This is a genomic window from Janthinobacterium sp. FW305-129, assembly GCF_020858115.1.
In the GTDB taxonomy this organism is placed as follows: Bacteria; Pseudomonadota; Gammaproteobacteria; order Burkholderiales; family Burkholderiaceae_D; genus Janthinobacterium.
Map to the genome: position 1 here is coordinate 233,193 of NZ_JACYMM010000006.1, position 15,673 is coordinate 248,865.

The following is a 15,673-nucleotide window of genomic DNA, read 5'->3' on the forward strand; positions in this document are numbered from 1 at the left end:
ATCATGAACGTGACATTGAATATCATCGGCGCCGGCCACGTGGGCAAGGTGCTGGGCCGCTTGTTCGCCGGCGTGGACGGCATCGCGGTGCAGGACGTGCTGACGCGCTCGATGGCGTCGGCGCAGGCGGCCGTGGACTTTATCGGTGCCGGCACCCCCGTCGACAGCTATGCGGCCTTGCGGCACGCCGACGTCACCCTGCTGGCCGTGTCGGACGACCAGATCGGCCCGGCCTGCGCGGCGCTGGTGGCCGAGGGACGCCAGGCGGGCGCCATCGTGTTCCACTGCAGCGGCGCGCTGGCGTCCAGCGTGCTGCTGGCGGCCACGCAGGCCGGTGCCTTTGTCGCCAGCGCCCACCCGATCCGCAGCTTCGCCGACCCGCAGCAGGTGGCGGCCACCTTCGACGGCACGTTTTGCGGCGTCGAAGGCGACCCGCTGGCGCTGGCCTTCCTCACTCCGGCCTTGAATGCCATCGGCGCGCGTCCCGTGCCCATCGATCCGGCCGCCAAGACCCTGTATCACGCCGCCGCCGTCTTTGCCAGCAATTACCTGGTGACGGTGCTCGATGCCGCCCTGCGCGCCTACCAGGCGGCCGGCATCCCCGAACCGGTGGCGCGCGAACTGGCGCAGCCGCTGGTGACGGAAGCGGTGGCGAACGTGTTTCGCCTGGGCGCCGCGCCCGCGCTGTCCGGCCCCATCGCACGGGGCGACTCGGCCACCGTGCAACGCCAGCAGCAGGCCGTGCAAGCCTGGGATGCGGCCACGGGCGAGCTGTACCGGGCGCTGGTCGCGCCCACGCAGGACCTGGCCAGGCGCAAGTCCGCGCTTTAGGCGGCGTGCAGGCGGTTGCGGCCCCGCTCCTTGGCCTGGTACAGGGCGCTGTCGGCGCGCGAGAAGAAGGCCGACTCGCTTTCCTCTGGCCGGTACTCGGCCACGCCCAGGCTGATCGTCACGGGCAGTTGCGGCTCGGGCAGGCCGAAATCGTGGCGTTCGACGGCGGCGCGCAGGCTTTCCGCCACCTCGACGGCCTGCGCCAGGCTGCAGTTATTCAGCAGCACCAGGTATTCCTCGCCGCCCCAGCGCGTGATGACATCGCTTTCGCGCACGGTGGCGCGCGCCACGTCGGCCACGCCGCGGATGACCTTGTCGCCCCACAGATGGCCGTGGGTATCGTTGACGCGCTTGAAGAAATCGATGTCGAAGAGGATGGCCGACATGGGTTGCGCATTGCGCTTGGACAATAACATCGCGCGCTGGAACAGCAACTCCAGCGATTGGCGGTTCAGCAAGCCCGTCAGCGCATCCGTCGAGGCGATACGCTCGATGCGGCGCTGGTAGCGGTTCACCGTCAGCAGGGTCAGCACGAGCACCAGCAGTGTCACGCCGAAGCTGATGGCCAGGTTGAAGATGAAGACGCGCTGCAGCGACTGTACCTCGTCGCTGACATTCTGCTCGACCACCAGATACCAGCCCAGTTCCGGAATGAAACGCGAGTTGACGAGGATTTGCGCGCGTCCCAGCTGGTAGGACAGGTGCGTCGGTGTGCTCTGGTGGTTGATGATCTGGCCGGCAATGGCGTTTACGCCGGGCAGGCTGCGGATGTTGCCGTGCCCGTTGCGCATGCTCTTGCCCGCCAAGACCAGGGTGCCGGCAGCGTCGACAAAATAAATGTTGCGGTGGAAGCGCGCCTGGTAGCGGTCGATGATGTGGCTCATGGTGGCCAGGGTCAGGCCGATGCCGGTAGCGCCGATGAACTGGCCGTCGTAGTCATAGACGCGGTGGTTGATGAAGATGGTCATGCTGTCGCGGTTGGCCATGTCGACGTCGACATTCGTTTCATAGTCGGTGGTGTCCATGGCGCGCACGCGGTAATACCAGATGTCGCGCGTCGCCTCCGGGCTGACGGATTTCAGGGTGCCTTCCGCATAGTAATATTTGCTGCTCTTGTCCGAGACGAGAAAGCTGGTGATGGCGCCGTATTTTTTCTTGACCTCGGCCAGGTAGCGCACGATCTGTTCCGGCTTGTTTTCGCCGGCGAGTATCCAGTCGCGCACGAAGGTGTCGTGCGCCATCAGCGACGAGATGAAGACGGGGCGCAGCATGTCCTTCTGGATTTCCGAGTAGATGTTGTCGCCCGTCAGCGGCAAGGTCTGGTCGGCGATGCCGTGTTCGATGGCCTGGCGCGAGGCCAGGTAGCTGGCCAGGCTGGTGGCCATGAAGCCCGCCCCCAGGATCAGGGTCAGGAGGATGAGCAGGCGGTACTTGATCGACAGAAGACGCATGGGGACGAGGCAGTGGCAGGCGGGATGGCCATCGTGAGGCAAGCCAAAAGTATGCAACAGGGCGGATATTGGCGCAATGATAACTGGTTTTCTTGATAATTTACGCTGTCGAACGCGACAAGATAACCACGACTTACCAAATAAAAGTGCCGATTTGTCGACAAAGATGCAAATTAGCAATAAGATTTGACGAGGGGAATCATTGCGCACCGCCCCTGTCTTGCCGCCCGTTTCAGGCGCGGGACATTCCGCGCAGGGAGTGTTGCATGTTATTTTTAAAGAGTACGTCCGTCAGCAAGGCCCCCGGCATCTACGAGGTCGATATCGCCGCCAAACCACCGGGCAAGACCTTCGGCATTTTTCTCGCCACCGATCCCGACCATCCGCCGCTGGCCTTGCTGGGGCAATTGAAGGCGCTCGGCTTCGAGAATACCTATAGTTCTCCCTACCTGCACAAGGATATGGGCAAAGTGCTGGACCTGCATTTCCAGAAGGATGGCACGGATATCTTCAAGGGCTGGAAAACCGAGGAGTGCACGCACAATCTGGCGGCCATCACGGCGCTGTTCGAGGAGCATGGCATTGCTATCGCCCCACGCGTCATGTCGATGGCGGAAGCCTACGCATAATTTGCTTCAACCCGCCTCCACGCCGATGTGATACAGCGCCCACGGGCAGCTGGCGAACCGTTCGGCCAGGGGCAGTGCCGCGACGGCCGCGATGCGGTCGGCATCGTGGATGGCCCAGAGCGGCCCCAGGCCGCCCAGCGCCATCGGCTGACCGTCCAGGTGGGTGGCGACGATAAAACGCTGTGCGCGCGCCTGCGCCATGGTCAGCGCCGCCGCATAGCCGTCCACGGCGCGCAGCAGCAGCCGCACGGCATCTTCCTCGGGCGCACCCGCCGCCTTCAAGACATCGGCCAGCAGCGGCCCGCGCAGGGCATGCGCCTTGCCATCGTATTCCAGCGTGGGGTGGATGGTGCGCGCCGGCAAATTCGCCAGCGCCGCAAAATCGAAGGCCCGCGCGCGCTCAAAGCTGATTTTCTGCTTGTGCATCATCTGGTCGCGCACGGCGTCGAACGGACCCCGGTTCGGTTTATCGATGCTGCCCGTGACGGTCAGCAGGGCCGGGCCGCGCAGGCCGGCGGGCGCCACCCGGGCGATGGCCGGCAGGGTAGTGGCGGCCATGGCGGCGGCGAGAAACTGGCGTTTGTGCATGCACCTCTCCTCTTGACTGGAAATCGCTAATGTCCTTAAGTCTATCTTAAGTTCGCTCAACGGTGCGCATTTTACGGTTATTATCAGTTTGCAATTCCCGCTTACATCTTGTCACAGTTCTTACGGAATGGAGAAAGACGTAGCTTTTTTCGCCTGTTATTGTGTAGTCATCGCACTTCGCTGAACTGCGAATCCAGGCACCATTCACTAATTGAGAGAGAGAACATGATGAAGAAGAAAATCCTGTTTGCAATGATCGCTACTGCTACCGCATTCACCGGCATGAGCGCCGCGCACGCCGAAGGCGCCTATGTGGGTGCCGGTGTCACGGGCAACCGCTACAACTTCGATATTCCTGGCGCCACCAGCGCCGATAATCACAGCGGCTACAAGGCGGGTGCCAAGATCTTCGCCGGTTACGATTTCGACAAGACCTGGGCGGTCGAGGGCGGCTACGCCGATTTCGGCAGCAAGGATTACAGCTATGTCACCGGCGCCGGCAACGGTTCCGTGAAAAGCGATTCGCACGGCTACTACCTGGCCGGCAAGGCCACCATGCCCGTGAGCGACAAGGTCGGCGTGTTCGGCAAGCTCGGCGTGGCCAAGGTCAAGAACAGCTTGAGCGGCACGGGTCTGTCGACTGGCATCAGCGGCAACGACAAGACGGGCGTGTATGCTTCTGTCGGCGCGCAGTACGCGATCAACGAGAAAGTCTCGCTGACGGCGGAAGTGGAACACTTCGGCAAGAGCGCCGACCAGGGCCGCAAGGCCACGGGCCTGGCACTGGGCGCACGCTACAACTTCTAATTTACTGGAAGTTTGCTGAAAAAAAAGGCAGTTACCACGAGGTAACTGCCTTTTTGCATTGCCGGACCGAAATTACGTGGTCAAAGGCTTGTAGCGGATACGCTTCGGTTTCGCGCCTTCTTCGCCCAGGCGCTTCTTCTTGTCGGCTTCATATTCCTGATAGTTGCCGTCAAAGAAGGTGACCTGCGAATTGCCTTCGAAGGCCAGGATGTGCGTGGCAATACGGTCGAGGAACCAGCGATCATGCGAGATGACCATGACGCTGCCGGCAAATTCCAGCAGGGCGTCTTCCAGCGCGCGCAAGGTTTCCACGTCCAGATCGTTCGACGGTTCATCGAGCAGCAGGACGTTGCCGCCCATCAACAGTGTTTTTGCCAGGTGCAGACGTCCCCGTTCACCGCCGGACAGGTTGCCCACTTGCTTTTGCTGGTCCGAACCCTTGAAGTTGAAGCGGCCCAGGTAGGCGCGCGACGGCATTTCGAAGCGGCCGACCGTCAGCATGTCGGCGCCGCCGGACACATCCTCGAACACGGATTTGTTGTCAGCGAGACTATCGCGGTTCTGGTCGACGATGGACACGCGCGCCGTCTGGCCGATGGCCACTTCGCCGCTGTCCGGCGTTTCCTTGCCGGTGATCATCTTGAACAGGGTCGATTTACCGGCGCCGTTGGGGCCGATGATGCCGACGATGGCGCCTGGCGGCACCGTAAAGCTCAGGTTATCGATCAGCAGGCGGTCGCCGAACGCCTTCGACACGTTCTTGAACTCGATGACTTCATTGCCCAGGCGCTCGGCCACGGGAATGAAGATTTCCTGCGTTTCGTTGCGCTTCTGGTATTCGTGCTCGGACAGCTCGTTGAAGCGGGCCAGACGGGCTTTCGACTTGGCCTGGCGCGCTTTCGGATTCTGGCGCGACCATTCCAGTTCCTTCTGCAGCGCCTTCTGGCGCGCCGATTCCGTCGCTTCTTCCTGCTTCAGGCGGGCTTGCTTCTGGTCCAGCCAGGTCGAATAGTTACCCTTCCATGGGATGCCGTGGCCGCGGTCCAGCTCCAGGATCCACTCAGCCGCATTGTCGAGGAAGTAGCGGTCATGGGTGATGGCCACCACGGTGCCGGGGAAGCGCAGCAGGAATTGTTCCAGCCAGTCGACCGATTCCGCATCCAGATGGTTGGTCGGTTCGTCGAGCAGCAGCATGTCGGGCTTGGACAGCAGCAGCTTGCACAGCGCCACGCGGCGCTTTTCACCGCCGGACAGCACGCCGATGGTGGCGTCCCATGGCGGCAGGCGCAGCGCGTCGGCGGCCATTTCCAGCTGCAAATTCAGATTGCCGCCGTCGGAGGTCGAGATGATCGCTTCCAGGCGCGCCTGTTCCGTGGCCAGGGCGTCGAAATCGGCGTCTTCCTCGGCATACGCGGCGTACACGGCTTCCAGCTTGGCTTGCGCTTCAAACACTTCGCCCAGGCCCGACTCGACTTCCTGGCGCACGGTTTTTGCCGGGTCCAGCTGTGGTTCCTGCGGCAGGTAGCCGATGTTCAGGCCCGGCATCGGCACGGCTTCGCCCTGGATGTCGGTGTCGATGCCGGCCATGATTTTCAGCAGGGTCGATTTGCCGGAGCCGTTCAGGCCCAGCACGCCGATCTTCGCGCCTGGGAAGAAGGAGAGGGAAATATCTTTCAGAATCTGGCGCTTGGGCGGGACGATTTTGCCCACGCGATTCATGGTGTAGACGTAATTTGCCATTAGAAATCTCGGGTGATATACAAAGACGGACAGGATACGGTAAACGCCCGCTTCCGGCCAGCGCTGTGCGCTGCGGAAACGGACCCCTGGGTGTCTAGGCGGCGCTGCGCGCGCGGCGGGCCGTCCACAGCCCTTCGGCCGCGTACAGGGCCAGCGCCGTCCAGATGACGAGGAAGCCCAGCATGCGCTCGGGCGTGAACGATTCGTGGAAGACCCATACGCCAATCAGCAACTGGCCCGTGGGGGCGATGTATTGCAACAGCCCCAGCACGGCCAGCGGCAGGCGGCGCGCGCCGGCGGCGAACAGCAGCAGGGGGATGGCCGTGATGGGGCCGGACGCCAGCAGCAGCGCGCGCGTGGCGGTGGAATCCGTATTGACGAAGCCGCTCTGGCCATGCCAGCCCAGCCACAGCATATAGGCCAGCGCCAGGGGAAACAGAATCAGGGTTTCGAACGACAAGCCTTCCAGCGCGCCCAGCGCGGCCGTCTTGCGCAGCAAGCCATAGCCGCCGAAGGTGGCCGCCAGCAGCAGGGCGATCCACGGTACCTGCCCCGCCTGCCAGGTGAGCCAGGCCACGCCGCAGGCGGCCAGGCCGATGGCCAGCCACTGCAGGCGGCGCAGGCGCTCGCGCAGCAGCAAGAAGCCCAGCATGACATTGATCAGGGGCGTAATGAAGTAGCCGAGGCTGGCGTCGACCACGTGGCCGTTGTTGACGGCCCAGATATAGATGAACCAGTTGGCGGACAGCAAGAACGCACTGGCGACGAAGCTGGCCACCACTTTCGGCTGGCCGCGCAAGGCGCCCAGCCAGCTCCACTGGCGGCGCACGGTCAGCACGATGCCCAGGAACAACAGCGACCAGACCATGCGGTGCGCCAGGATTTCCTGCGGCGCGATCTCGCCGATGGCATGGAAATACAGGGGAAACAGGCCCCAGCACAGGAAGGCGAGGGAGGCGTAGAGCATGCCTGGATTCATGATGGGCTTCGCTGGAGAGTAGACAGTCTGTCATTATGTCTGAAAACACCGGGGGCTGCCCGGCGCCGCTGGCGAGGCGTAGAATGGCAACAAATCAATGGCCGCAAGCCCGCGCAGCAAGGCGGAGCGGCACAAAACCACGACTTTGGGGCAGCCCGTAACCATGCAAAAATACTCTTGCTATTTGCTAATACCTATCATATTGTGCGATGCAACAAAACAAAAACGGGTGCAATCTTGACGTCGGAACATAAAAAAAGCGGCCTGGCCGGCTTGACGCTGGCGGCCGTCGGCATCGTTTACGGCGATATCGGCACCAGCCCGCTGTACACCCTGAAGACGGTCTTCGACCCGGCCCACGGCCTGGCGCTCTCGCCCGAGAACCTGCTGGGCATCGTCTCGCTGATTTTCTGGGGCCTGACCCTGATCGTCTCGCTCAAGTACGTGACCCTGGTGCTGCGCGCCGACAACCGCGGCGAGGGCGGCATCATGGCCCTGATGGCGCTGGTGCTGTCGTCCGTCAGCCGCCTGTCGCGCTGGCATTTTCCGCTGATGGTGATCGGCGTCTTCGGCGCCACCCTGTTCTATGGCGACAGCGTGATCACGCCGGCCATTTCCGTGCTGTCGGCGATCGAAGGCCTGGAAGTGGCCACGCCCGCCTTCAGTCCCTACGTGGTGCCGCTGACCATCGCCGTGCTGGTGGGCCTGTATTCCGTGCAGTCGCATGGCACGGCCGGCATCGGCCGCTATTTTGCCCCCGTCATGGTGCTGTGGTTTGCCGCGCTGGCCGGCATGGGCGTGGTCAACATCATCAAGTCGCCCGCCGTCCTGGCCGCACTCAATCCCCTGCACGCGGCGACCTTCCTGATGAATAACGGTTTCGTCGCCTTCGTCGCCCTGGGCGCCGTGGTGCTGGCGCTGACGGGTGCCGAGGCGCTGTACGCCGACATGGGCCACTTCGGCAAGAAACCGATCCGCCTGGCCTGGTTCCTGATCGCCTTCCCCGCGCTGGCGCTGAACTATCTGGGCCAGGGCGGCTTGCTGCTGGCCCATCCCGAAGCCGTCTCGAATCCGTTTTACCAGCAGCTGGGCGCGTGGAGCGTGTATCCGCTGGTGATTTTGTCGACCATGGCTACCGTGATCGCCTCGCAGGCCACCATTTCCGGCACCTTCTCGATGACCAAGCAAGCGATCGCGCTGGGTTTCCTGCCGCGCATGCGCGTGCGCCACACGTCGGAAAGCGAAATCGGGCAGATTTACATCCCCGCCGTGAACTGGCTGCAGCTGGCCGTGGTGCTGCTGGCCGTCGTCGGCTTCGGCTCCTCGGAAAACCTGGCCGCCGCCTACGGCATTGCGGTCACGGCCACCATGCTGTCGACCACCATCCTGACCTTCTTCGTCATCCGCTACCGCTGGAAGATGAACCTGGCCCTGTGCTGGGCCGCCACGGGCTTTTTCCTGATCATCGACATCAACCTGGTGTCGGCGACCGCCTTGAAACTGTTCCACGGCGGCTGGTTCCCGCTGCTGCTGGGTTCGATCTTGTTCATCGTCATGCTGACCTGGAAACGGGGCCGCCAGCTGGTGTTCCAGAACCTGGAAAAGCATGCGATTCCGCTCAACGATTTCCTTTCGTCGCTGTTCATCGCGCCGCCGCTGCGCGTCCCCGGCACGGCCATCTTCCTGCGTGGCGAAACGGATGGCGTGCCGCATGCGCTGCTGCATAACTTGCTGCATAACAAGGTTCTGCACGAGCGCGTGATTTTCCTCACCGTCTTCATGCATGAAGAGCCGTGGGTGGCGCCATCGGAGCGCGTGCGCGTGGTGGAGCTGGGTCACCAGTGCTACCAGGTCAACGTGCATTATGGCTTCAAGGATGAACCGGACATTCCGGCTGCGCTGGCGCAGTGCGCCGAGCAGGGACTCGATTTCGAGATGATGGAAACGTCGTTCTTCATTGCGCGCCAGACCATCATTTCGACGCCGGGCGCCGGCATGATGCCGTGGCGCGAACACCTGTTCGTCACCATGTCGCGCAATGCGCGCACGGCGGCCGACTACTACCAGATTCCGAGCAACCGGGTGATCGAACTGGGCACGCAGGTGGAAATCTAGGCAATGTGGTTGTTGTGCCAATGTTGTATTGGCACACAACCGCCACCGTGCTTACGTCTGCTTACAAATGGGGCACATGACTCCTGTTAAACTCCAGCCCGTACCGGTCCGCACCGTACGGGCCTTAGTCACACACCAATATTTAAAGGGAAACCATGAAATCGGTATTTCAATTGATCGCCACCCTCGCTTGCGCCGTTGCCCTGACCGCTTGCGGTGCCGCCGCCAACACGGAGAAGCCGGTCGTGCTCGACCCGAACACGCAAGTGAAAGAGTTCCTCTTTCCTGACCTGGTGAAAGGCACCGGCACGGTCGCCGCGGCGGGCGATACCTTGACGGTGCTCTACACGGGCTGGCTGTATGACGCGAGCAAGCCGGATGGCAAAGGCGCGCAATTCGACGCGTCCCCTTCTCTCAACGGTTATACGTTTGTCCAGGGCATCGGCAAAAATATCCTGGGCTGGGACCGTGGCCTGGTCGGCATGCAGGTGGGTGGCACGCGCCGCCTGCTCATTCCGTATGAGCTGGGTTATGGCGTGAGCGGCACCCGTGACGCGACGGGTGCGGTGGTGATCCCGCCTTACGCCGGCCTGGTGTTCGACATCACGCTGCGAAAAGTGGATAAAAAGTAAGCACGCGCAGGGCACATGAAAAGGGCGATTCCACGGAATCGCCCTTTTTGCTTTGCTGGCCGGTTTAAGCGGGCGCCAGCTCCTGGAAGTAATACGTGGCGCCGCCCAGGTTGGCCGGCGCGTCATATTGCAGCACTTGCGTGCGGCGCAGCGCCACCGGGGCGCTGAAGGCGGGGCCGTCGTAGACGAAGGTGTGGAATTCGCCGTTTTCGCCGCAGGCATCGACGCCGGGCGGCAAGTCGGCGAGGAAGGCGGCGTCGAACTCGCGCCCGCAAAATTCGCGTGGCAGGTGCTGGCCATTGATGCAGACGACGATGGCCTTGAAGCCGGCGGCGAGAAATTCATCGACCAGCGCGCGCCGCGCTTCGCCCCACAGGGGCAGGTGTGCCGTCAGGCCGGCGCGGGCGCAGACTTTTTCTTCCCAATCGCGGTGCGGCTGCAAGTCGATGTCGCCGAAGATGGCGTGTTCTATGCCTGCGTCTTTCGCCGCGCGCAGCATGGCGATGAATTGCTCTTCGTAGCTGGCCCAGCTGGCGTGATAGCGCTGCAGGCGCGCGCCCAGGCTGGCTGCCTGGGCTTCGAGCAATTCCGGCGGCACGCCGTGCGAGCGCGATTTGCGGCCATCTTCATCCATGGCCGTGATCAACAGCGGCACGTCCAGGCCGGCGTTGCGCGCGCGCCACAGGGCCAGGCACGAATCCTTGCCGCCGCTCCAGGAAATCAGCGCCGTCGTCATGCCGGTTTCTCCGCGCGCAGCATGTCGACGTGCTGTATGCCGTCTTCGTCGTACGGTGCGCTGACGGTGACAAAGCCGAACGACTGGTAGAAGCGCTCCAGGTACTGCTGCGCGCCGATGCGGATGGCGTGGCCAGGGTGCCGGCGTTCCGCGCGCGCGATGCCCTCAAGCAATAACTGCTTGCCGGCGCCGCTGCTGCGCGCTTCGGGCGCCGTCAACACGCGGCCCAGCGACATTTCCACATACTTGGCGCCCGGCGCCAGCACGCGCAGGTAGGCGGCCAGCACGCGCTGGCCATCGGCCGTCTGCCAGCCCAGCAAGTGCATCGCTTGCTGGTCATGGCCATCGAGGTCCGGATACAGGCACTGTTGTTCCAGAACAAAGACGCGCTGGCGCAAGGCCAGCACCTGGTACAAATCGTGGGGGCCGAGTTCGTCGAACGTGTTCCATTGCCAGCTGATCATGGGGCATCCTTGATTGAGAGTGGCCGTGATTTTACCGGCTTCACGGCGCCGGCGTGGGATAGCGCTGCGCATACCACTGCTTCAGGTGCTCGATGCAGCGCGTCACGCGGGGCGCCACCAGCTGGCGCGACGGGTAGATGGCAAACAGCGCCAGGCTGGGGCGCTCGATTTCCGGGAACAGCTCGACCAGGGCGCCGCTGGCCAGCTCTTCGCGGCAGACGAAGGTGGGCAGGATGCCGATGCCCAGGCCGCGCAGGATCAGGCTGCGCATGAACAGCGTGTTGTTCGTGCGCACCCAGTTCGGCACCTCGATGTCGCTGTGCGGCCCCGCATGGCGCAGCGGCCAGCGGTTGCCGAACAGGGCGTGGCTGTAGATGAAGCAGCGCTGGCGCGTCAGGTCCGTCGGTTCGGCCAACGGGCCATGGCGCTCCAGGTAGGCGGGCGCGCAGCAGATGTGCAGGCGGTAGTCGTGGATGTGGCGCGCCACGTAGCTCGAATCGGTGAGCGCCGTGGTGACGCGAAAGCCCAGGTCGTAGTTGGCGGCCGCCAGGTCGACGTATTCATCCTTCAGGTCGACGTCCAGCCGCAGCGCGGGCCAGTCGGCCATGAAATCGGCCAGGCCTTCGGCCAGCTCGCCCACGCCCAGAGATAATGGCGCATTGATGCGCAGGCGGCCCGTCACGTGCGCCGTGGAGTGGGCCACCATGTCCTCCGCCTGCGCCAGCTCGTCGAGCAGCTTGCGGCAGTGCTCGAGGTAGGCGGCGCCCGTTTCCGTCAGAGCCAGCTGGCGCGTGGTGCGCGTCATCAGGCGCCCGCCCAGTTCCTGCTCCAGCTGGCCGATGCGCCGGCTCACGTACGAGGCCGACAGGTCCAGTTCGTCGGCCGCGCGGCGAAAGCTGCCCAGCTCGGCCACGCGGCGAAACAGCTGCATCGCCTGTAATTTGTCCATGTCACTCCTATTCAGTCCTATTCCGCATCAGTGCTGTGCATTATTCATCATTTTTCCGCATTTTGATTCGGAATATGCTGGTGACCTCTCCACAGAAAGGCCACACCATGAAAAAATTACTCATCAGCAGCCTGTTGCTGGCTGCCTTTTCCGGCGCCCAGGCGGCCGAGGTTCTCGTCGTGCTGTCGGACGCGAATCACCTCGATTTGCGCGACGGCAAGGTGTTTTCGACGGGCTTTTATCTGAATGAATTGATGCAGCCCGTGAAAAAGCTGCTCGACGCGGGCCACACGGTGACGTTCGCCACGCCGCAGGGCCCGGCGCCGACTCTGGACGCCAGCTCGGATACGGACGCCTATTTTGGCGGCGACGCGGCGGCCCACGCGGCGCACAAGGCCTTGCTCGACCAGCTGGCGCTGACGGTGCCGGGCCGCTCGCCCGTGATCAGCCTGAAGCGGGTGGAACAGATCGGTTATGGCCATTACGCGGCCGTGCTGGTGCCGGGCGGCCACGCGCCCATGCAGGATCTGTTGAAGGATGCCAGCCTGGGCGCGCTGCTGCGCCAGTTCCACGCCGACAACAAGCCGACGGCGCTGCTGTGCCATGGCCCCATCGCCCTGCTGTCGGCCCTGCCGCAGGCGCAGGCATTTGCGGCCGCGCTGGAAGCGGGCCGGACACCGGCCAAGCCGGCGGACTGGATTTACAGCGGCTACCGCATGACGGTGATCAGCAATGAGGAAGAGGCGGCGGCGCAGGGCGCCTTGAAGGGCGGATTGATGAAGTTTTATCCGCAGTCGGGCTTGCAGGCGGCCGGTGCGCAATATGTGCAGAACCAGGCGCCGTGGACCAGCAACGTGGTGGTCGACCGCGAATTGATCACGGGACAGAATCCCGCCTCGGCGCCCGCGCTGGCAGACAAGCTGCTGCAGGCGTTGCGCTGAAGCAAAAATCCCCGGCTGCGCCTGGGGGGCGCGGCCGGGGAGGCGCAACGTGTTGCTGCTATTACACGATCGTCAGGGTGACGTCGATGTTGCCGCGCGTGGCGTTCGAGTACGGGCAGACGATGTGGGCGGCGGCGACCAGCGCTTCGGCGGCGGCGCGTTCCATGCCCGGCAGCGAAATCTTCAGTTCCACTTCGATGCCGAAGCCCGTGTCGATGGCGCCGATGCCGACATTGCCTTCGATCGACAGGTCCGCCGGCACGGCGATCTTGTCGCGGCCGCCGACGAATTTCATGGCGCCGATGAAGCAGGCCGAGTAGCCGGCGGCGAACAGTTGTTCCGGGTTGGTGCCCACGGCGCCATTTCCGCCCAGTTCCTTCGGCGTGGTCAGCTTGACGTCCAGCACATTGTCGGACGAGACGGCACGGCCTTCGCGGCCTCCGGTGGCGGTGGCTTGCGCGCGGTACAGGACTTGTTTGATCGACATGATGGTTTTCCTTGTGTTGATTAAATAGTTAACGACTAAATAGTGTGCTACTTGTTTCGTGGGCCGCAGCCCCAGGATGTCCGTCTGAAGAAGCAATTCCGGCGTCCATGTGCTCAATATATATCGCGCACTATTTAATTGCAAGCGATTTTATTTCGTGGCGGCGCCTATTTAAGCTTTATTTTCTTGCCTTTGTCGCCAGTATTGGCCTTCCATCGCATAATGGCCATCGCCGCCGGGGCCGATGGTTATGCTTGGCTCCACTTCACACCCCAGGGAAAAAATCATGACCAGCCTCTTTTTTATTCTCCGTCTCACCTTGGCGACGATGCTCACCTACATCATCGCCACCGCCCTCCTGGTCGAAAACTTCCTGCGCTATATCTTCGGGCACACGGAAGGCTTTTTTGTCATCGTCGGCGCCCTGCTGGCCAGCGCCGTCATCACGAATGCCTTTTCGCATGTGCGCCGGGTGCGCCTGATCGTCGGCGACGTCAATGCGGCTACCCTGTCGAGTCGCCAGCGGCGCCAGATCGAGATCCCGTTCGAGGCGGGCGAGGCATTCGACATGATCGACGCGGCCATCCGCGAATTGCCCGGCAGCGAAGTGGTCGAGAGCGCGCGCGACAGCCTGCAGGTGCAAGCCCGCGTGCGCCGCGCGGCGCCGTACACGGACACGGGCTTGCCCCGCATGCGCGTGCTGGGTTTCCTCGAGCCGCGGCCGAACCAGATCCTCGCCACCGTCACGCCGAATGGCGAAGCGGGCAGCGTAACCCTGATCTGCGAGCCGGCGCGCAATGCCTGGACCGACTGGTTCCTCGTCGACCATGGCAGCAACCTGGAAAACGCGGAAGCGGTGACGCGGGCGATCACCCGCCGGGTGGCGCAGCGCCGCCGCGGCGAGCAGGCCGAGGCGCGCCAGACGGTGACGGAAAAGGAACTCACGGTGGCCAAGCTGAGCCTGCTGCACGCGCAGGTGGAGCCGCACTTCCTGTACAACACCCTGGCCAGCGCCCAGCTGCTCACGCGCAGCGACCCCGTGCGCGCCGACGAGATGCTGGGCAACCTGATCCTGTATTTGCGCCACTCGCTGCCGCGCACGGAGCAAGCCATGTCGACCCTGGGCACGGAGCTGGAACGGGCGCGCGCCTACCTCGACATCCTGAAAATCCGCATGGGCGGGCGCCTGAACCTGCAGATTGAGGTACCGCAATACCTGCGCCAGGTGGAACTGCCGCCGATGATGCTGCAAACGCTGGTGGAAAACGCCATCAAGCATGGCCTGGAGCCGAAAAGCGGCGGCGGCACCATCTGGATCATGGCGCGCAGCGGCAATGGCACGGTGATCGTCACGGTGGCCGATGACGGCAAGGGTTTCAGCGACGACGGCGCCGGCACGGGCATCGGCCTGCGCAATGTGCGCGAACGCCTGCGCCTGATCTATGGCAATGCCGCCGCGTTTGCCATCGTCGCCAATTTCCCCGATGGCGTGACGGCCACCCTCACGGTGCCGGACAGCACGGCGCAAGGAGTGTCGTATGCATCCGCCTGAAATGACGTGCGTCATCGCCGAAGACGAAACCCTGCTGCGCGACGCGCTGGTGGCGATGCTCGGTGAACTGTGGCCGGACCTGCGCATCGTCGCCGCCTGCGACGACGGCGGCACGGCGCTCGAGGCCATCGCCACGCGCAAGCCCGATATCGCCTTCCTCGACATCCGCATGCCGGGCTTGACGGGGCTGGAAGTGGCGGCCGGCGCGCTGGAAGCGAGTCCCGCCACGCAGGTGGTGTTCGTCACGGCCTACGACCAGTACGCGATCGATGCCTTCGATAACGGCGCCGTCGACTATGTATTGAAACCGATTGCCCGCGAGCGGCTGCAGGCGACCCTGCAGCGCCTGCAGGCGCGGGCCGGCAAGGCCCGCGCGGGCGACGGCGCGCTGGCCGGCTTGCTGCAGCAATTGAGCCATGTCTTGCCGGCGGCGGCCAAGTCGCCGCCGCTGGTGTGGCTGACGGCCAGCAGCGGCAAGGATACGCGCCTGATCATGGTGGAAGACATCGCCTATTTTCAATCCGACACCAAGTACACGGCCGTCATGACGGCCGAGGGCGAGGCGCTGCTGCGCAAGCCGATCCGCGAACTGCTCGACGTGCTCGACCCGGCCATTTTCAAGCAGATCCACCGCTCCACCATCGTCAACATGAAGATGGTGGCCTCGGTCACGCGCGACGAGGTGGGGCGTGGCGCCTTGCGCCTGAAAACGCGGCCGGAAACCCTGGCCGTGAGCCAGCCGTTCATGGCCTTGTTCCGGAACATGTAGGCC

At 63.5% G+C, this 15,673-nt stretch carries 16 protein-coding genes; 8 read left to right on the forward strand and 8 right to left on the reverse strand.

Annotated features, from left to right (window positions below):
• Window positions 1–3 precede the first annotated feature (3 nt).
• Window positions 4–831, forward strand: a complete 828-nt coding sequence (locus IGS61_RS14195; protein ID WP_230540160.1) for a Rossmann-like and DUF2520 domain-containing protein — start codon at window positions 4–6, stop codon at window positions 829–831.
• Here IGS61_RS14195 and IGS61_RS14200 read toward each other — a convergent pair.
• Entirely contained in the window at window positions 828–2,282 is a 1,455-nt protein-coding gene (locus tag IGS61_RS14200; RefSeq protein ID WP_230540161.1) for a sensor domain-containing diguanylate cyclase, read from the reverse strand. The genes IGS61_RS14195 and IGS61_RS14200 overlap by 4 nt on opposite strands.
• A gap of 266 nt (window positions 2,283–2,548) precedes the next feature.
• On the opposite strand from IGS61_RS14200, the gene IGS61_RS14205 reads away from it, so the two are divergent.
• Window positions 2,549–2,911, forward strand: coding sequence for a hypothetical protein (locus tag IGS61_RS14205; RefSeq protein WP_230540162.1), 363 nt, complete (start codon window positions 2,549–2,551; stop codon window positions 2,909–2,911).
• 6 nt (window positions 2,912–2,917) lie between these two features.
• On the opposite strand, the gene IGS61_RS14210 is transcribed toward IGS61_RS14205, so the two are convergent.
• Entirely contained in the window at window positions 2,918–3,499 is a 582-nt protein-coding gene (locus IGS61_RS14210; protein WP_230540163.1) for a molybdopterin-dependent oxidoreductase, read from the reverse strand.
• A gap of 225 nt (window positions 3,500–3,724) precedes the next feature.
• Here IGS61_RS14210 and IGS61_RS14215 point away from each other — a divergent pair, with 225 nt between their 5' ends.
• A complete protein-coding gene (locus tag IGS61_RS14215; RefSeq protein WP_230540164.1) occupies window positions 3,725–4,306 on the forward strand; it encodes a porin family protein in 582 nt (193 codons plus the stop codon).
• Between the two features lie 72 nt (window positions 4,307–4,378).
• On the opposite strand, the gene ettA is transcribed toward IGS61_RS14215, so the two are convergent.
• Both ettA and rarD read right to left on the reverse strand, forming a co-directional pair.
• The gene (ettA, locus tag IGS61_RS14220) at window positions 4,379–6,046 is read right to left on the reverse strand and encodes an energy-dependent translational throttle protein EttA (protein WP_034752850.1); all 1,668 of its coding nucleotides are present in this window, start codon (window positions 6,044–6,046) and stop codon (window positions 4,379–4,381) included.
• Between the two features lie 94 nt (window positions 6,047–6,140).
• Window positions 6,141–7,025 carry an EamA family transporter RarD gene (gene rarD / locus IGS61_RS14225; RefSeq protein WP_230540165.1) on the reverse strand — a complete coding sequence of 295 codons (885 nt, stop codon included), beginning with the start codon at window positions 7,023–7,025 and terminating at the stop codon, window positions 6,141–6,143.
• 237 nt (window positions 7,026–7,262) lie between these two features.
• Between rarD and IGS61_RS14230 the strand changes: the two genes are divergently transcribed.
• Both IGS61_RS14230 and IGS61_RS14235 read left to right on the forward strand, forming a co-directional pair.
• A complete protein-coding gene (locus IGS61_RS14230) occupies window positions 7,263–9,140 on the forward strand; it encodes a potassium transporter Kup (RefSeq protein WP_230540166.1) in 1,878 nt (625 codons plus the stop codon).
• 155 nt (window positions 9,141–9,295) lie between these two features.
• Window positions 9,296–9,772 (forward strand): FKBP-type peptidyl-prolyl cis-trans isomerase, encoded by a 477-nt coding sequence (locus tag IGS61_RS14235; protein WP_230540167.1) that lies wholly within the window; start codon window positions 9,296–9,298, stop codon window positions 9,770–9,772.
• A gap of 64 nt (window positions 9,773–9,836) precedes the next feature.
• Here the strand turns inward: IGS61_RS14235 and IGS61_RS14240 are convergent, their stop codons facing one another.
• The 3 genes from IGS61_RS14240 to IGS61_RS14250 are packed head-to-tail and all read right to left on the reverse strand — an operon-like array spanning window position 9,837 to window position 11,921.
• Window positions 9,837–10,508, reverse strand: a complete 672-nt coding sequence (locus IGS61_RS14240) for a diphthine--ammonia ligase (protein WP_230540168.1) — start codon at window positions 10,506–10,508, stop codon at window positions 9,837–9,839.
• Window positions 10,505–10,972, reverse strand: coding sequence for a GNAT family N-acetyltransferase (locus IGS61_RS14245; RefSeq protein WP_230540169.1), 468 nt, complete (start codon window positions 10,970–10,972; stop codon window positions 10,505–10,507). Before IGS61_RS14245 ends, IGS61_RS14240 begins: the two co-directional genes overlap by 4 nt.
• A 40-nt stretch (window positions 10,973–11,012) precedes the next feature.
• Window positions 11,013–11,921 (reverse strand): LysR family transcriptional regulator, encoded by a 909-nt coding sequence (locus tag IGS61_RS14250; RefSeq protein ID WP_230540170.1) that lies wholly within the window; start codon window positions 11,919–11,921, stop codon window positions 11,013–11,015.
• A 107-nt stretch (window positions 11,922–12,028) separates the two neighbouring features.
• Between IGS61_RS14250 and IGS61_RS14255 the strand changes: the two genes are divergently transcribed.
• On the forward strand, window positions 12,029–12,862 hold the full coding sequence (locus IGS61_RS14255; protein ID WP_230540171.1) for a type 1 glutamine amidotransferase domain-containing protein: 834 nt from the start codon (window positions 12,029–12,031) through the stop codon (window positions 12,860–12,862).
• Window positions 12,863–12,923: 61 nt separating this feature from the next.
• On the opposite strand, the gene IGS61_RS14260 is transcribed toward IGS61_RS14255, so the two are convergent.
• A complete protein-coding gene (locus IGS61_RS14260; protein ID WP_099377761.1) occupies window positions 12,924–13,349 on the reverse strand; it encodes an organic hydroperoxide resistance protein in 426 nt (141 codons plus the stop codon).
• Between the two features lie 286 nt (window positions 13,350–13,635).
• On the opposite strand from IGS61_RS14260, the gene IGS61_RS14265 reads away from it, so the two are divergent.
• Together IGS61_RS14265 and IGS61_RS14270 are read left to right on the forward strand one after the other, a co-directional pair.
• Complete coding sequence (locus IGS61_RS14265; protein ID WP_230540172.1) at window positions 13,636–14,901, forward strand: histidine kinase; 1,266 nt, start codon at window positions 13,636–13,638, stop codon at window positions 14,899–14,901.
• A complete protein-coding gene (locus IGS61_RS14270) occupies window positions 14,888–15,670 on the forward strand; it encodes a LytR/AlgR family response regulator transcription factor (protein WP_230540173.1) in 783 nt (260 codons plus the stop codon). Before IGS61_RS14265 ends, IGS61_RS14270 begins: the two co-directional genes overlap by 14 nt.
• The last annotated feature ends 3 nt before the right edge of the window (window positions 15,671–15,673 follow it).